Origin of the sequence: Paenibacillus nanchangensis (genome assembly GCF_046543445.1) — a bacterium.
Lineage (GTDB): Bacteria > Bacillota > Bacilli > Paenibacillales > Paenibacillaceae > Paenibacillus_AQ > Paenibacillus_AQ nanchangensis.
Genome location: NZ_JBHOFD010000011.1, coordinates 147,669 through 164,181 on the forward strand (window position 1 = coordinate 147,669; position 16,513 = coordinate 164,181).

The window sequence follows — 16,513 nt, forward strand, 5'->3', positions numbered from 1 at the left end:
ACCGCTGCCCACCGGGAGCGGACTTGCCGATTCGGCGTTGATGGGAATCATGAGGAGGAGAAACAATGGGAGCACCGGCCGTGGCGCAGAAATCATTTGAAACCGAAAACTTAAGCATTTTTTATGGAACCTATGAAGCCGTTAAGGGAATCAGTCTTCCGTTTCCGGAGAACACCGTCACCGCACTGATCGGCCCTTCAGGCTGCGGCAAATCAACCTTCTTGCGTTCGCTCAACCGGATGAACGATGAAATCTCAGGATCGACAACCAAAGGAAACATCTGGATCGACGGCGTGGACATCAACGCTTCCGGCACTGACGTCATCAAGCTGCGGCAAAAAATCGGCATGGTCTGGCAGAAGCCAAATCCGTTCTACAAGTCGATTTACGATAACATTGCTTTTGGCCCGAAATACCACGGGGTTAAAGGGAAGCAGAAGCTGGATGAGATTGTGGAAAGCAGCCTGCGGCGTGCGGCCCTTTGGGATGAAGTGAAGGACCGGCTGAAGGATTCGGCGCTTGCGCTCTCCGGCGGACAGCAGCAGCGATTGTGCATCGCACGCGCGTTGTCCGTTAATCCGCAGATTTTGCTGCTGGATGAACCGGCTTCAGCGCTTGATCCGGTATCCACCGGCAAAATCGAAGAACTGATCAAAGAACTGAAAGAGGAGCTGCGCATCGTAATCGTCACGCATAACATGCAGCAGGCCGCACGGATTTCCGACTTCACGGCTTATTTTTATCTCGGCACGCTGGTGGAATACGGCAAAACCGAAACACTGTTTACCACTCCGCAAAACCAAATGACTCAGGAATATATTATGGGACGTTTTGGCTGATTGCCAGGGCGCTTTTGTTCGAAACAGACCGCAGGCTTTGGGATGCGGTCTGTTTTTGTTTTTATAAGAGAATCGGATACCCGCTTGTAAAACTAATCATATTAGTTTAAAATAAAACTAATGACATTAGTTTTTTGTCTGCGGCAAATAGACCTAGCCGGCGGGATGGCGGCTGACGTACTCATGGTTAGCGAAATGGAGGATGGTATTCTTATGAAAATAACGAAAATTGATCGTTTGCAGCAGCTGGCTTTTATGCCCGGCTGGTTTCCGGTGAACTGTTACCTTGTTGAGGAAGAGAACGGCTTAACCCTGATTGATGCGGGGATGCCGTTTAGTGTACGCGGCATTCAGGAGGCGGTACGGCGGACAGGAAAAAGTCTGGGCCGCATCGTGCTCACCCATGCGCATAGCGATCATATTGGGGCGCTGCAGAGGCTGAAGCGTCTGCTACCGGAAGTGCCGGTCCTCATCTCGGAACGCGATTCGCGGCTGCTGGCAGGGGATGTGTCGCTGAGACCCGGAGAACCGCAAACGCCAGTGAAGGGCGGTGTACCGAAGCGGGAGACCATCCGGCCAGATGTTCTGCTTCAGGAAGGAGACATGATTGGATCTTTAAGGGCCGTGGCTTCACCGGGTCACACGCCGGGATCGATGTCGTTTTTGGACCAGCGGAACGGCAATCTGATCGTGGGCGACGCTTTTCAGACTAGAGGACGGGTGGCGGTATCCGGGCAGCTTGTACCCTCTTTCCCGTTTCCGGCAATGGCAACCTGGAGCAAAGAGCTGGCTTTGGCCAGTGCAGTAAAGCTGGCCAATCTTCAGCCTGAATGGATGGCTGCCGGGCACGGGCTCATGATTCAGGCGCCTGGGGAAGCGATGCAGGCAGCGATCCGGGATGCTAAGCGCCGTCTGGGCGAAGCAGAAGCGCTTATGAACACCATAGACTAACCGGCAAATACGGTCAGGAGGGACACTATGTCACCAAGAGCAGGACTGGATATGGAAACCATCGTAACGGCGGCCGGCGAGCTTGCGGATGAGCTAGGGACGGATCAGCTGTCTTTGGCATCACTGGCCGCGCGGCTGGGGGTCCGTTCCCCCTCGCTTTATAATCATATCGGCGGATTGCCTGAGCTCAAGAAAGCGCTGGCCCGGCACGGGCTGGCACAGCTGTATGAGGCGATGCGCTCGGCGCTTGACGCTGAAGCAGATGAAGACATGGAGATTTTGGCGATAGGCCGGGCCTATGTGGCTTATGCCCGCAGGCGGCCCGGCGTTTACGAGCTGACCCTGCGGGCGCCGGACCAAAATAATCCCGGCGCAGAAGAGGCGGGACGCAGGATTCTGGGCCTGATTATGGAAGTGATAAGGAAGCGGGAAAGCGAGCTTGAGGAAGAAGAGCTTTTGCATACTGTGCGGGGACTGCGCAGCCTGCTGCACGGCTTCGCTTCCCTGGAGCAGCATGGCGGGTTCGGGATGGAGCTTGACAGGGATGTTACGCTGACCAAAATCCTGACCGCATACATGGCAGGTGTCCGCAGCAGGGAGCAATGATAAACGGCTGTACCACAGAAATCCGAAATGAGGCGGGAAAAATGGAATTGACGGAACAGATTCAGGTGAGTACATACGAACAAGCGAAAGCTCTGGTTGAGGCTGCCGGTATACTTCCTCTGGCATCCCTGATCCCGGCTCATCCGTCTTTGCAGGGCGTGACCAAACCGGAGAGCTGGCATACCGGGGAGGATAGCGACCCTTGGGGATGGCGGGTGCGCTTCCCGGCAGATGGTACGGCGGGTTACGGCAAATTTATCCGCAAAAAAGCGGTGTTTGTGTCTGCCGCCTGGTTTCCTGCTTTTGCCGCCGCATTAGGAAGCACCCTGTCTCCCGAGGAAAGGTACAAGCAGGGCTTAATAAGCAGAGAAGGGGCGGAGATCTGCCGGATTGTGCGTGAACAGCCAGGGATAGACACCCGTGAGCTTCGAACCGCAGCTGGACTGCGGGCTCAGGAGCACAAAAGCCTGTTTGACCGGACGGTAGCTGAACTGCAGGGTTCCCTCGACATTGTTATTTCTGGTGTCCATGTCCGGATAAATGAGGCCGGCGAGCAGAGCGGATGGAACAGCACTTCTTACGAGACGGTGGAGCATTGGATGAAGCAGATCGGACTCCAGCCGTTTGCCGGAACAGCGGAAGAAGCTGCGGAATGGCTGTACCGGGAAGCGGAGTCCGCGTGGACCGAGGAGGCTGCCAGCTGGCTGCGGAAAACAATCCGGCCGCAGCGTTAACTACATATATAGACTGAACTATTGAATGACAGGAGAGAGGAGATGTCACGGAGGCAATTTGGAGATGGAGGAGCGAACGCGATTGCCTTTATTTTCGGAGTTCTCCCGCTAATTTAGGAATACCAATCTGGAACTCCGAAAATAACAGCAACCGGAAGTCCCAAGTTCGCCGCAGTGACAGCTTCGCCCCGCCTATATGTCATTTGTTCAGTCCGTACTGAGCACTGTTGAACTCCGTAAATAACAGCGGGTCGAAGTCCCAAATTCGCCGCAGTGGCAACTCTGTCCCAGCTGTCCCTCTTAAGTTCAGTCTATATCGATCTAGGATACAAAAACGGCCGGCTGAGCTTATGCTCAGGCCGGCCGTAAGCGTTTTCGGAAGGTGCGGCAGAGAATCAGTAATGCGGGAGAACAAACTGAACGAGGAAGTACAGCAGTCCGAAAAACAATATAATATAAGCGCCATATTTCATATAGTTGGCGATCATAATACGGGTTTCGGATATTTCTTCCTGTTCGACATCAAGGGGCTGGGTCTCGGCCGTATAGGGATCCTTCATCATGGGAAATCTCCTCCTTGATTCATCCTTTGATGTCTTAATTGTGACATAAATGTGAACTAAAATCAACAATAATGTGAAAAATAATCAACAAAATAGTGAACTGTCTTGACTAACTCACTTGCCTGCTCAACTTTTAGCTTGTTATAGGAAACCGATAAGGCAACACAAACAGCCCGCTATTCTCCCATAGGGGATTAGCGGGCTGCAAGACGTGTGATAAAATCTGGGTTAGACCCAATCGCCGCTGCGGAACAGCGGTTCGGACTTACCGTCACGGGTAATGCCGTCGATGCTCATCTCCGGCGAACCCATCATAAAATCAACATGAATCAGACTTTGGTTCATTCCGCGTTCGATCAGCTGGTCTTTGGTCAGGGTAGTGCCGCCTTCCAGCGTAAACGCGTAGGCCGCTCCCAATGCGATATGGCAGGAAGCATTTTCGTCGAACAGTGTGGTGTAGTACAAAATGCCGCTTTGGGAAATCGGCGAGTGATAAGGGACCAGCGCCACTTCACCGAAATAGGCGGCCCCTTCATCCATGGACAACATGCGTTCCAGCGTCTCGCCGCCAACTTCAGCAGTATAGCGGGTGACCTTGCCGTTCTCCAGCGTCAGAGTGAAGCGGTCGATAATATTCCCTCCGTAGCTCAGCGGCTTCGTGCTGGTTACCGTACCGCTCGCTCCATGTTTAAGCGGAGCGGTAAACACTTCTTCCGTAGGAATATTGGCCATAAACGGTGTTCCCCGTTCGTTAACGGCACCCGCCTGGCACCAGATATGACCTTCCGGAAGCTCGATGGTCAGGTCGGTGCCTGGTCCTTTGTAGTGCAGCTTGCTGTATCTTTTAGCGTTCAGGTGCTCGCAGCGGCGGGTCAGGGAGGCCTGATGCTCTCTCCAGGCGGCTACCGGATCTTCGAGATCGGCGCGGACGGCGGAGAAAATAGCATCCCACAGCAGGTCGACACGCTGGTCCTCCGGAGCATCCGGGAACACTTTGGCCGCCCAGGAAGGGGAAGCGAAGGCGAGACCGCTCCAGCTGGCATGGTTGCCCATAAGCAGCTCCCGGTAACCGGCCATCGTGCTGCTGTGCGTCCGCTGGTTATCCGCGATGCGGGCAGGGTTGATCCCCGACAGTAGATCCGGGTCCGCTGAAATGATCGTCAGGAATGCGGCATTATCCCGGGCCAGCTCCTCCAGTTCCTGCGCCTGCCATTTCGGCGGGATCAGGAAGGACTCCGCCGGTGCAAGATCGTAACGCAGCCGGGTGACCTGTTCATCGGTGTAATTAACCTTAACCAGCTTGGCGCCGGACTCATAAGCCGCCCGTACGACCAGGCGCACCAGTTCGGCGGCGGCAAGGTCGGCGTTCACAACAAGCGTTTGTCCAGGCTGGATGTTAACGCCGATCTTAACGGCCAGCAGCGCGTAGTTTTGCAGTTTTTGTTCAAAGCTTAACATAGATGTGGACTCCTCCCTGGTGTGGACGAATTAGAACGCCCAGTTGCCGCCTCTGAATACAGGTTCGCGTGTGCCGTCGGCCAAAATGCCGTCGATATCCATTTCAGCGGAACCGATCATGAAATCGACATGCGTGACGCTTTTGTTAAGACCGCGGGCTACCTGTTCCTCTTTGCTCAGTTCCTTGCCGCCCTCAAGACAAGTAGCGTATGCTTCGCCGATCGCCAGGTGGTTGGATGCATTTTCGTCAAACAGTGTATTGTAAAATAAAATGTTTGAATTCGAAATCGGAGAACGATGCGGAACCAGCGCGACCTCACCTAAGTATTTGGAGCCTTCGTCCATGCTGATCAAATGCTCCAGCGTTTCTTGTCCCTTCTCGGCTGACACCGACACGATCCGGCCGTTCTCGAAGGTGATGGAGAAGCCGTCGATAACGTTGCCGCCGTAGCTGAGCGGCTTGGTGCTGCTGACGGTGCCGTTAACACCCGTCTTCAGCGGCGCGGTGAATACTTCCTCCGTCGGCATGTTAGCTACAAAGGAATGGCCTTTGGCATTGATACTGGAGCCTTGTTCCCAGCGGTGGCCTTCCGGCAGCTCGATCACCAGGTCGGTTCCAGGCGCTATGTAGTGAAGCGACTTGTACTTCTTGGCATTTAGGACGGAGGCTTTGCTCTCCAGCGTGTTCAGATGGCTCTGCCAGGCCGCAACCGGATCGTCGCTGTCCAGTCGAACGGCACGGAAGATCGCTTCCCACAGCTTGTTTACGCGCTCGTCCTCCGGAAGCTCAGGGAACACTTTGTCGGCCCAGGCCTGCGAAGGATAGGCCACAATGCTCCAGCTGACCTTGTCGGACATCTGCATTTCGCGGTATTTGGTGAGGGTCTCGCTGCGCGTCTTCTGATAAGTAGCAATCCGCTGCGGATCAATGCCTTTCAGTGCGTCCGGGTTGTCGGCTACCACGGCCAGCGTAGCGGCCCCGTTCTCGGCCAATTCTGTCAACTCACCGGCAAACCATACGGGCGGCTTGGAGAGGATCTCGTCCTCGGCGTGTTCGAACATCAGCCGGGTGATTGTCTCATCGGTCCAGTTCACTTTGACGAAGCCGGCCCCAGCCGCATAGGCCTGACGCGCGATCAGACGGATGAATTCGGCCGCAGCAAGCGGTGCGTTAATCACCAGCGTCTGCCCGGGCTGTACGTTTACTCCGATTTTTACCGCCAGTTCGGCATACTTTTCCAGCTTGGCTTGAAAGGTTGTCATATTCATTCCTCCATATCTTGGTATGGGCATTCGGCATCACTCGGGTTGACTTGACTCCCGGCGTGCGGGTTCCTAACCGCCTGCGGCTGCCGTGTCCAGCGCCGAAGGCTGATGTCGGGGCAGTAGAATCTGAATGTACCTGAAATGCTCGGCTTTTAGGCTTACTCCATATTGTACTAAATTAACCACCGGATGAAAAACAGGAATTGAACGCCGGTTAGTAAATAGATGAACAGGACGGGGGAATGGTATAATATACACGCTAAAGGCTCATGCAAGGAGCAGTGGATTTCGTACTATATAGACTGAATTGTTGAATGACAGGAGAGGAAATGGCACCGAGGCAATTTGGAGCTGTAGGAGCGAATGCGAAGCCTTGTTTTGCAGTTCTCCGGCTGATTCATCTAGACTGAACGGTTGAAATACAGGATGGCGGGGATGGCACGGAGGCAATTTGGAGATGGAGGAGCGAACGCGAATGCCTTTATTTGCGAAGTTCTCCCGCTAATTGGTCGACCATGCAAGAACTCCGAAAATAACAGCAACCGGAAGTCCCAAATTGGCCGCAGTGACAGCTTCAATCTACCTGGCTTTTTTAATTCAGTCTATATTAGGAATAATCAGGAAAGTTCAATAGGAGGAGACGCAAACATGAACGTTGAAATTCAAAGCGCCCAGATGCAAAAAGTAGAAGAAGGGTTTTCGGGCCGTACCGTTTTCACACTGGAGGGACACCGGGCACCCTATGAAATTACCTTTTACAGCAAAAACGGCAAGGATTGGGATTATAGTCTGCATTTCGCCGGCGAGCCGGGAAGCGAAGAGCAGTTTCTGCAAGCGGACGAGCAGATCGAAAGCGACGACGAGCTGTACAACGCGCTTCTGGATGCGGCGCTGGATGCGTATGAAGACGGCGGGGAGAGCTAGAGTCTGTACGCAAACTTATTTTAGCCATAACTCATCGAGATCGATGCCAAAAAAGCCTTAAACATGCTCGCTGTCTTGTCATAGCGGGTTGCCAATCGCCTTTTATTAAAAAAGCATTCGATTAAGTGCCGTTCTTAATAAGTATCCTTGTCGTAAGGTTGTTTCTTTCGCCGGTTTCGCTTGCTCGGAATGACGGGAGCTGCGTTTTGTGTTCCTAACAAGAAAATAATTGCGCCAGTAACGTAACCCCCAATCGGCCAAAACTTCTCGATTCTGTAGCTCCAGGGTAGATAGCATTCGTAACCCATCGTAACCCATCATGGAATCGTGTGACGGTCCAAGTTCGAATTCAAAGCGTAGCGGGTTTCCCAGTGCATCGACCACGGCATGAATCCTGGCCGTTAATCCGCCCCGGGAAAGTTCGGCCGCTTGCTTGCTTTGTCCCTTTTGCGCCGGCCCCATGCTGACGGACTCGCACTGTGGCTGTATCCCTCATCATCTGCTCAAGTTCCGACTCAATGGTAACCTAAGTCCGGCTTAATGGTAACGTGCTTCAGGATTTCATCCCAGTTTTCCGCTTTTTGTAGCTGATAGAGAAAGTAGGGGTACAAGTTCACGGACTGAGGATGCCTTATTTGCTGATTATTCCGTGTTTTGGCAAAGTTGCGGACTCAGAATCACCTATTTACGCGGAGAAGCCATAGTTTGGATGTTTTCGGTACGAATAACGGAACTGGAGTCCGTCAGGCATACCAAAGCCCAAGAAATTTCTGAAATAACGTCCGCTGGGTCCGCGAAGACTCCGTATCGCGTTCTATAGACCTCCGTATCTCGTTCTAAAGACCTCCGTATCGTGTTTTGTGGTAATCCGCTGCGGGTGTGTCACAGGAGAGGTTTCGTAGATCGATCTGACAATAAACAGGTGTAGGTGTAGGTGTAGCTCCAGGGTTGATAGCATTTCGTAACCCATCACGGAATCGTTTGACTGATCCTGATTTCCTTAATTTACAGTCTGCTTACACACCCTAGACCCAAAAAAATAAAGACCGGGGCGGATGAAAAGCCGCTTCCGGTCTTTACTTTTATCCAATCACGATATCCCCTTCAGGATGCCGGTACAGCTTTTTGCCCTGCTTTGGACGGAAGGCGTAAGCAAGGGTTACGGGACCAAGCCGGCCGGCGAACATCAGTAGGATAATTACGATTTTGCCGGCTGCGGACAGGTGCGGTGTAATTCCCATCGATATTCCCGAAGTGCCGTAAGCCGACACCGCTTCAAACATCACGGGAAGAAACTCCGCCGCTTCTGTTATGCTCAGGATCATGGTCGATACGGCGAGTACGAGAATCGATAGCATCGTCAGCGTGATGGCGCGGTATACATATTCAGGCGCAATCCGGCGCCGAAACATGACGACATCCTGCCGGCCCCGGATACGCGTAAACACAGCCGTCAGCATCAGCGCAAAGGTGGTGACTTTGATGCCGCCGCCGGTCGAGCCGGGAGCTGCGCCGATAAACATCAGCAGCAGCAGCAAAAACTGTGTGGCCTGCCGCAGGTCCGCCATGTTCAGTGTTGTCACGCCGCCTGAGCGGGGGGTGACAGACTGCAGCAGCGATGCAAGCACCTTGCCTCCGGAGCTAAGCGGCTGCAGCGCATGAGCGTACTCTAGCAGCAGGAACAGCGCCGCGCCAACCACTACAAGTATCAGCGAAACGCTGAGCACGACTTTGGAGTGCAGGCTCAGCCGTTTTTTGATCCGAAAATCCAGAATATCCGCCAGAACGATAAATCCGATACCGCCGAGGAAGATCAGCGCCACGGACACCAGGTTAACAATCGGATCTTCCGGGTAACGGCTCAATCCGCTGTAAGGGCCGTGCACATCCCCGAACAGGTCGAAACCGGCATTGTTAAAGATGGAGATGCTGTGGAAAATACCGTAATACACCGCTTTGCCCAGCGGCATGTCGTACATAAACCGGATGCAAAACAAGACGGCTCCGGCCAGCTGAATGACCAGAGAATACAGCAGCACTCTGCGGATCAGCATAACGATACCCTGCATGGACTGCTGGTCCATGGAAGCTTGGATGAGCAGACGGTCTTTAAGCGATATTTTTTTATTGAGAATCAGCATGATTAGGGTGGCCATCGTTACAAATCCCAGCCCGCCAAGCTGGAACAGGACCATCAATACAATTTGCCCGAAAAGGGTCAGTTCGGTACCCGCATCTACTACGGACAAACCCGTAACGCAGACGGCCGAGGTGGACATAAACAGCGCGTTTAGCCAGGACAGCCTGCCATCCGTGGATGCAACCGGCAGAGAAAGCAGCACCGTTCCCGCAATAATCAGCAGGGCAAAGCCGAGGGACAGCACTTTTGGCGGCGTCCAGTGTAGCCGTTTGAAAGGTAATAAAGCCATCTTGGTCTCCTGTACAGTGTGATGGGTGGCAATTTCGACAAAATTATAGCATAAAACCGCAAAAAATCCGATCATCCGGCAGGACTCCCGCCGGCGGCGGCGAACCCTAGTAAAGTAAGGCCAACTTCTGATAAAGAAAGAGGAGGGTGTGGGGTGACCAGTCCGGTTCTCAACCAAATCGGCGCTGTATTTATTCCGGTCAGCGATATTGAACGATCAAAGGAATGGTACTGCCGTCTGCTCGGCCAGACCGCGGACGAGGATGTATTGTTCGGCCACCTGTTTGTGCTGCCTATGCAGGGTCCGGATCTTGTGCTCGACAGCAAGATTTTCACCAAGGAATGCATTTTGAGCGCACCCGCGTTTCATCTGAAAGCAGAAGACATCGACGCAGCCTACGACTATGTAAAAGCGCTCGGAGCCGAGCTGCTGAGCGACATCGAAAATGACCACTGGTTTACATTCAAAGACCCGGACGGCAATGTGATTATGGTCTGCCGCAACGACTGACCGCCTGATACTTTTTACGAATAATTTACACATCTCATCCATTACCGCAAAAAGAAAAAGCGGGTCCGCCGAAGTGCTTCGGACGGGCCCGTTTTGCGGTTCACCGTTAGCTCGTTGACCGTGATTCAGTAAAGGTTGCGTTAGTAGGTTTATTTTTACCCGCTAAAGGTTGCGTCAGTGCGTTTACCGTTACTTGTTACGGCTGCGTTAGTATGTTGTCCCGACACTCAGTTTATTAATCTACCGTAATTTCGTCCGTGTCAGCCGCCGGCTCAATGACGATTTCGACCTTGCGGACGCGGTTGCGGTTCATCTCCCGGATCGTAAACGTGACCGAATCACGCGGGATGCTCTTTCCGGTGGCCGGTTCCGTAATGTGGCTGTACACCCAGCCTCCGATCGTCGTCACTTCCTCATCCGCAAAGTTCAGCCCGGTAAGCTGGCTGATTTCCGGAAGGGACACCTTGCCGTCCACCATATAGTGATAATCGCTGAACTTCTCAATGGCTTTTTTCTCGTCGGCGTCGAATTCGTCACGGATCTCGCCCACGATTTCCTCCAAAATATCTTCAATGGTGATCATGCCCGACGTACCGCCGTATTCATCCAGCAGAAGGGCGATATGAACGCTTTCGGACTGCATCCGGGTCAGCAGCGTCTTCACCGGCGTAACTTCAGGAACCGTCAGAACCGGATGAACCAGCGACTTGAAATCAAAATCCGGGTTGTTGTCGTATTCCAGGTACAGCTGTTTAGTGTTGACCATACCGATGATATTGTCTTTGTTGCCTTCCGCCACCGGGAAACGTGTATATTGTTCCTTGCGGATGATATCAAAATTCTCTTTCAGGGAATAATTGGTGAACAGGCAGACCATATCGGTCCGGGGCACCATAATCTCCCGCGCCAGCATTTCGTCAAAAGCGAAAATACGGTTCACATAACCATATTCGGCTTTGTTAATCTTGCCGCTTTCATAACTCTCGGACAAAATAAGGCGGATTTCCTCTTCAGTATGCGCTTCTTCATGCTCGCTCGCCGGCTTCATGCCAAACAGGCGGACAAGCAGGTTGGCCGAACCGTTCAGAAGCCAGATTAACGGATAAAGGATTTTGTAAAACCAGATGATCGGCTTGGAAGTAAAAAGGCCGATTTCCTCCGGCTTGTTGATAGCCGCGGTTTTGGGCGCGAGTTCTCCGACTACGACGTGCAGAAACGTTGCGACGAAAAAGGCCAGGGCATAAGACATCACATGGCTTACGCTGGACGGAATGCCAAAGGCCTCAATGGCCGGCAGCAGCAGCCGCTCAAACGCCGGTTCGGCAAGCGCGCCGATTCCGAGTGCCGTAATCGTGATCCCCAGCTGGCAGGCAGAGAGATAACCGTCCAGGTTGGAAGTGACCCGCTGCATTGCAACAGCATTTTTGCGTCCTTCCAACACCATCTGGCTGACCCGGCTGCCTCTAATTCTTACAATCGCAAATTCCGTAGCCACAAAAAAAGCGGTCAATACTATTAAAACGGCCACCAACGTCAAACTAAGTCCTATACCCATATAATCTTTACCATCCCTTTCGTTTATGAAATAATATATACTCATGGTATGAGTTCATATGAACCTATTTTACGAACTTTACGCCAAAATATCAACCCGGCGGAGAACCGGCTGCCGGAAGGATAGAAGGAGGGGATGCCGGTAATGGAAACTTTCACACTGACCCGGAAGGAATTGTCCGCGCTGCTGCTGTCGATTGGAGGCGCCGGCGGGCGCGCTCCGCAGGAGATTCTTCAGGAAGCGTGGACAAAACACCATCGTAAAGAGGTTCAGAAAGGAACCGCTTTGCCCGCCCTGCTGTCTACCGATATACCGCCCGTTCTGCTCAAAATTATCCGCGGAGGCGCTAAAAGGGGGCTGTCCCTGCGGGAAATCGCCGCTCTCGGCCAGCTGATCGAATATTCTTCGCTGTCGCCAAGCGCCATGCAGAATTGGGTGAAAAGGGACTTCAAGGAATACCTAGGCTCTCCCCGCATGGGGAAAAAGTACTCCGTCAATCAGGCGGCGCTGCTGCTGATCGTCGAAGATTTAAAGGCGGCGCTGGATTTTGAAAGCATCCGGAGGCTGTTCCGGCAGCTGTTCCTTGCTCCGGATACCGATGAAGATGATTTGATCGAGCCTGCCGAGCTTTATTATTCGTATGCGGAGCTGTTTGAGAATCTGCGGGGAGAGAAGCTGCTGCAGGAGCTGGCCGAAGGGCTTCCGGGCAGTATGCCGCTGGCCGGCGGCAGCCCGGCGGTCCCCCGGTCGGAACGGCTTGTCCGCCGGCTGGAACGGCTGACCCGCAAGCAGCGGGACGCGGTGGCCAACATGCTGCTGATCGCGGCGGTGTGCGTGCAGACGGCGTGCCTTCAGGCTGCGGCCAGACAATATGCAAATGCGGCTTTGTTTTTGGATTTCTAAGGAACGTATACTTCGTTAGAAGAGGAGAGTCAAATGGAACAGTTGACGGTTCTGAAACAACCGAAGCAAAGAAAACTGCTGCTGAGCGCCGGTCTCAGCTGGCTGTTCGACGCCATGGATGTAGGCATGGTATCGTTTGTGGTCGCGGCGCTTGCCAAGGATTGGAGTCTTGGTCCTGAACAAGTGGGCCTGCTGACCAGCATGAACTCGATTGGCATGGCCGCAGGGGCGGCTGCCGCTGGAATTCTGGCCGATAAATACGGAAGAAAAGCGGTGCTGCTGTGGACGCTGCTGATCTTTTCGATCGCAAGCGGCTTGTCTGCGCTCGCTACGGGGTTCGCTGTGCTGTGCGCACTCCGGTTTGTTACGGGTTTTGGTCTCGGCGGGGAGCTGCCCGTCGCCTCCACACTGGTGTCGGAAAGCGTCCCGGCGAAAGAACGGGGCAGAGCGGTTGTGCTGCTGGAGAGCTTTTGGGCGTTAGGCTGGATCGCCGCGGCAGTTATCGCTTATTTCGTCATCCCCGAATACGGCTGGCGGACCGCCTTCGCGATCGGCGCGCTTCCCGCTCTGTATGCTCTTTACTTGCGCCGGGCAATCGACGATTCGCCCCGGTTCGCCGAAATCCGCAGACAACCCGTTCCGCTGTCCCAGCGGTTTGCGTCCGTGTGGTCAAAAGAATACAGACGCTCCACTATTATGCTCTGGATTTTGTGGTTCACCGTTGTTTTTTCCTATTACGGCATGTTCCTTTGGCTGCCCTCGGTTATGGTGATTAAAGGCTTCAGCCTTGTGCGGAGCTTTCAGTATGTATTAATTATGACGCTGGCGCAGCTGCCGGGGTATTTCACCGCCGCTTATTTCATCGAGAAGTTCGGCCGCAAATTCGTTTTGGTTGTTTATCTTGTCTTTACTGCGGCAAGCGCTGCATGGTTCGGCAACGCCGACACGGAGGGAATGCTGCTGGCGGCCGGCATCTGCCTTTCATTTTTCAACCTGGGGGCATGGGGCGGCATGTACGCCTACACTCCCGAGCTGTACCCTACCAGCGTCCGTTCTACCGGAGCCGGTCTGGCGACCTCGTTCGGACGGATCGGCGGTGTAATTGCGCCGCTGCTGGTTGGCTTTCTCGTGGGCGGGGAGGTAAGCATCTCGGCAATTTTTATGCTGTTTTTTGTGACCATCCTGGTTGGGGCGGCGGCGGTGCTGCTGCTTGGTAAAGAAACTAAAGGTCTGGAGCTGGATTAGCAGCATAAGCAAAAGGGCATTCCCGGAGGTGCGTCCGGGGATGCCCTTTTTGGGAGGAACCTTTTGTTTGTTCCGTCAGATGAGGGCGATGGCCAGAAGCGTAAACAAACTCAGAGTGAGAATCGGGTTGTAATACCCGTAGCCATACGGATAATACGCGGAAGTTGAAGCTTCCTTTTGCTCCGTCCGAAGATAGACGTTTTGATGGTCCACATCAACGATCGTGCCGGTATACTGCTTGCCGTCGATCGTCATAATGCGGACCTTTTTGTTTTTGCAGCGCAGACAATTGTAATATGCCTCCATATCAGTACCCCTCCTTCTCCTACTATACATATGGCCGCGCGCGTGGACGGGAACGGCGAAACGCCCCTCTTTGCAGGCAAAAGAACAGGGAAAGCAAGAACCGCTTTGTCCCGGAGGCGGGCTGGGTTATAATGAACGGTATATGGAACACACATTCGGATATTGGAGAGATGGCGCATGAGTCAAGAACGAAGCCGACCGCCGCATTTTGCGGAGCTCGTCTGGCACAGCGAAGAACGCGAGCTGCCTATTCCTCCGCGTGAGGAGGACGGGGCGGGAAACGGCGGGGAAGCTGCGTCCGGGGATAAGGCTTTGAACCGCGGCGGGGAAGCTCTGTCGGGATATAAAGAATCGAACCGCGGTGCGGGGAATATTGCCCCGGCAAATCCGCTGTCCGGGTCAGATGCTGGACATGAATCCCCTGAACAGCTGGAGCTGTGGGAAGCGTCCGGGCTGGAGGAGAATTCAGAGAACCGGGAGTCCGGCGGCGGTTACGGAACGACCGAAAGTCTTTTTGTGCAGCGGGCCCGGGAGTTGGAGCGGCATACCGAACCTCTGGCCGAGTTTGTCCCGTTTAAAAGTTATTGGCCGACTTACGGGCATATGACCGGCAGGCAGAACCGGTGGTATTTTTATTGGCGCAGCAGGGTGAGGGAGGGAGAGTATCTTCCGACCGATCTTTCTTATATTTTTCTGCATGTTTATGAGCTGATTAACGGAGTCGGCTGGGCTGACCCGGAAGATGGACGGGAGCGGCTGATCGCGATCTGGGATGCCTACCGGGAGACCTATAAACGGCTGGATCACTATCTCGGAGGCTGGATTGCGGACTTTTGTTTTGTGCACAGCCTGCAGCCGCCGCTGGGATTAATTATTGCCCGCTCGAAACGTCCGCCGGGAGATTTGGAGGAGCTGGAGCTGATGCGCGGCTTAAGCGGCGATCCCTCCACGCTGTCTTTAAGCGCGCTGTCGGCTTTGTCCGATTACGAAGTGGGCAAAAGCCGTTTTTATACCGGAGAAGGACGGGAAGCGATGGAACGCTACCTGCCCAAAACGCTTGCACTGCTGGCCGCCTGGATGGAGCGCAAGCACGGCAAGCCGCTGCTGGAGTTGTACCCGCCCGGCGAGCCGGTAATGCGCGAGCGGTTCTTGTTCCGCAGCGCCGTTTATGATATCTCGCTCTACGGGTACTCTGTGCTTGTGCCGGTGGTCCGCATCACAAGACAGCCGCGGCTGCGGACGCTGATTACCCATTTGTTCCGGCTGACGGAGAACAAGCTGCGCCAGCTGTACGGCTTTCGCGGCAGGCTGAAAGGCCCGGCGGCGGACCCGGAGCTCGAAGGGCTGATTTCCCGCTATCTGGAGCGGGAGGTCGAGCAGGAGCGGGCGAAGGTGCCGGAAGGGCCGCGGGTAACGATCGATGCGGAGCGGGTCGAGCGGCTGCGTAGGGAGTCCGAGCAGGTGAAAGAGCTGCTGACTGTGGAGCCGGCAGACGGCCTGGTCAGTGCAGAAATCGGGCAGGATGCAGCTATGCCCGGCCCCGTTATGCCACTGGCAGACGGCAGCCGTAGCGAAGATACTGCGCAGGAACCGCCGGCTGCCGAGTGGAATGGAGCGCCGCTGGAATCGATGGCCGATTTGCAGCGGCGGGCCATGAAGGAGTGGGGGCTGGAGGGCGAAGCCAACAGCCAGCCGCCGGAGCTGCTGTATGTCGGCGAGATGAAGATGGAGCCGGCAGAAGGGCTGGCCGGCTACGGCATGCCGCCGGCAGACAACAGCCGCAACGAAGACGCTGAGCCGATACGAGGGGCAGCCGATCGGGGCAGGCCTGCCGAAGCCGGCCGGGATACGCCGGTGGGCAGTGTTGCGCCGATGGGCAGCGATACAGGCGACGGCACGCCGACGGCTGCCAATCCGGCGGGTGCAACCAGCGGCGGCTTCGGCCAGTCCGGCGGCGATGGCGCGGCGGCCCTTGCTGGCGGAGAGTGGGCGGCTCTTGCAGCCGCCATGACCGATATGCAGCGGCGCGCACTGACGGAGTGGCTGCTTCATGGCTATGACGCTTTTTGCCGTACTGTCTCTGCTGCGGGTTCGCTGCCGGACCTGCTCATTGACGAACTGAATGAACTGGCGATGGACGCCATTGGAGATTTGCTGATTGACGGAAATGAAATTTTGGAAGAGTATGCCGATAAGCTGCGCAGCAGTATAAGGGGATAGATGA

Annotated in this window: 15 protein-coding genes; 9 read left to right on the forward strand and 6 right to left on the reverse strand. The window is 54.5% G+C overall.

What is annotated here, in order from left to right; genetic code table 11:
• The first annotated feature begins 65 nt into the window (after window positions 1-65).
• The 4 genes from pstB to ACE6ED_RS10830 all read left to right on the forward strand — a co-directional run bounded on the left by pstB (window position 66) and on the right by ACE6ED_RS10830 (window position 3,130).
• Window positions 66-839 (forward strand): phosphate ABC transporter ATP-binding protein PstB, encoded by a 774-nt coding sequence (gene pstB, locus ACE6ED_RS10815; RefSeq protein ID WP_410827124.1) that lies wholly within the window; start codon window positions 66-68, stop codon window positions 837-839.
• Between the two features lie 213 nt (window positions 840-1,052).
• Window positions 1,053-1,790, forward strand: coding sequence for an MBL fold metallo-hydrolase (locus tag ACE6ED_RS10820; protein WP_410827125.1), 738 nt, complete (start codon window positions 1,053-1,055; stop codon window positions 1,788-1,790).
• Between the two features lie 27 nt (window positions 1,791-1,817).
• Window positions 1,818-2,396 carry a TetR/AcrR family transcriptional regulator gene (locus ACE6ED_RS10825; RefSeq protein ID WP_410827126.1) on the forward strand — a complete coding sequence of 193 codons (579 nt, stop codon included), beginning with the start codon at window positions 1,818-1,820 and terminating at the stop codon, window positions 2,394-2,396.
• 41 nt (window positions 2,397-2,437) lie between these two features.
• Window positions 2,438-3,130 carry an AlkZ-related protein gene (locus ACE6ED_RS10830; RefSeq protein WP_410827127.1) on the forward strand — a complete coding sequence of 231 codons (693 nt, stop codon included), beginning with the start codon at window positions 2,438-2,440 and terminating at the stop codon, window positions 3,128-3,130.
• A gap of 395 nt (window positions 3,131-3,525) precedes the next feature.
• Here ACE6ED_RS10830 and ACE6ED_RS10835 read toward each other — a convergent pair whose 3' ends face one another.
• The 3 genes from ACE6ED_RS10835 to ACE6ED_RS10845 all read right to left on the reverse strand — a co-directional run bounded on the left by ACE6ED_RS10835 (window position 3,526) and on the right by ACE6ED_RS10845 (window position 6,414).
• Window positions 3,526-3,693, reverse strand: a complete 168-nt coding sequence (locus tag ACE6ED_RS10835) for a hypothetical protein (protein WP_410827128.1) — start codon at window positions 3,691-3,693, stop codon at window positions 3,526-3,528.
• 228 nt (window positions 3,694-3,921) lie between these two features.
• Window positions 3,922-5,151 (reverse strand): aminopeptidase, encoded by a 1,230-nt coding sequence (locus tag ACE6ED_RS10840; RefSeq protein WP_410827129.1) that lies wholly within the window; start codon window positions 5,149-5,151, stop codon window positions 3,922-3,924.
• Between the two features lie 30 nt (window positions 5,152-5,181).
• Complete coding sequence (locus ACE6ED_RS10845) at window positions 5,182-6,414, reverse strand: aminopeptidase (RefSeq protein WP_410827130.1); 1,233 nt, start codon at window positions 6,412-6,414, stop codon at window positions 5,182-5,184.
• A gap of 651 nt (window positions 6,415-7,065) precedes the next feature.
• Here ACE6ED_RS10845 and ACE6ED_RS10850 point away from each other — a divergent pair.
• The gene (locus ACE6ED_RS10850; protein ID WP_410827131.1) at window positions 7,066-7,341 is read left to right on the forward strand and encodes a hypothetical protein; all 276 of its coding nucleotides are present in this window, start codon (window positions 7,066-7,068) and stop codon (window positions 7,339-7,341) included.
• A 1,082-nt stretch (window positions 7,342-8,423) separates the two neighbouring features.
• On the opposite strand, the gene ACE6ED_RS10855 is transcribed toward ACE6ED_RS10850, so the two are convergent.
• Complete coding sequence (locus ACE6ED_RS10855; protein ID WP_410827132.1) at window positions 8,424-9,770, reverse strand: TrkH family potassium uptake protein; 1,347 nt, start codon at window positions 9,768-9,770, stop codon at window positions 8,424-8,426.
• A gap of 153 nt (window positions 9,771-9,923) precedes the next feature.
• On the opposite strand from ACE6ED_RS10855, the gene ACE6ED_RS10860 reads away from it, so the two are divergent.
• Window positions 9,924-10,280: a VOC family protein gene (locus ACE6ED_RS10860; protein WP_410827133.1), complete on the forward strand. Its 357-nt coding sequence runs from the start codon at window positions 9,924-9,926 to the stop codon at window positions 10,278-10,280.
• A 235-nt stretch (window positions 10,281-10,515) separates the two neighbouring features.
• Here ACE6ED_RS10860 and ACE6ED_RS10865 read toward each other — a convergent pair whose 3' ends face one another.
• Window positions 10,516-11,835, reverse strand: coding sequence for a hemolysin family protein (locus ACE6ED_RS10865; protein ID WP_410827134.1), 1,320 nt, complete (start codon window positions 11,833-11,835; stop codon window positions 10,516-10,518).
• A 144-nt stretch (window positions 11,836-11,979) separates the two neighbouring features.
• Here ACE6ED_RS10865 and ACE6ED_RS10870 point away from each other — a divergent pair, with 144 nt between their 5' ends.
• Window positions 11,980-12,738, forward strand: a complete 759-nt coding sequence (locus ACE6ED_RS10870; protein ID WP_410827135.1) for a DUF1836 domain-containing protein — start codon at window positions 11,980-11,982, stop codon at window positions 12,736-12,738.
• A 33-nt stretch (window positions 12,739-12,771) separates the two neighbouring features.
• Window positions 12,772-13,983, forward strand: coding sequence for an MFS transporter (locus ACE6ED_RS10875; RefSeq protein WP_410827136.1), 1,212 nt, complete (start codon window positions 12,772-12,774; stop codon window positions 13,981-13,983).
• Window positions 13,984-14,058: 75 nt separating this feature from the next.
• On the opposite strand, the gene ACE6ED_RS10880 is transcribed toward ACE6ED_RS10875, so the two are convergent.
• Window positions 14,059-14,289, reverse strand: coding sequence for an LSm family protein (locus ACE6ED_RS10880; protein ID WP_410827137.1), 231 nt, complete (start codon window positions 14,287-14,289; stop codon window positions 14,059-14,061).
• A gap of 177 nt (window positions 14,290-14,466) precedes the next feature.
• Between ACE6ED_RS10880 and ACE6ED_RS10885 the strand changes: the two genes are divergently transcribed.
• Entirely contained in the window at window positions 14,467-16,509 is a 2,043-nt protein-coding gene (locus ACE6ED_RS10885) for a TerB N-terminal domain-containing protein (protein WP_410827138.1), read from the forward strand.
• Window positions 16,510-16,513: the final 4 nt, after the last annotated feature.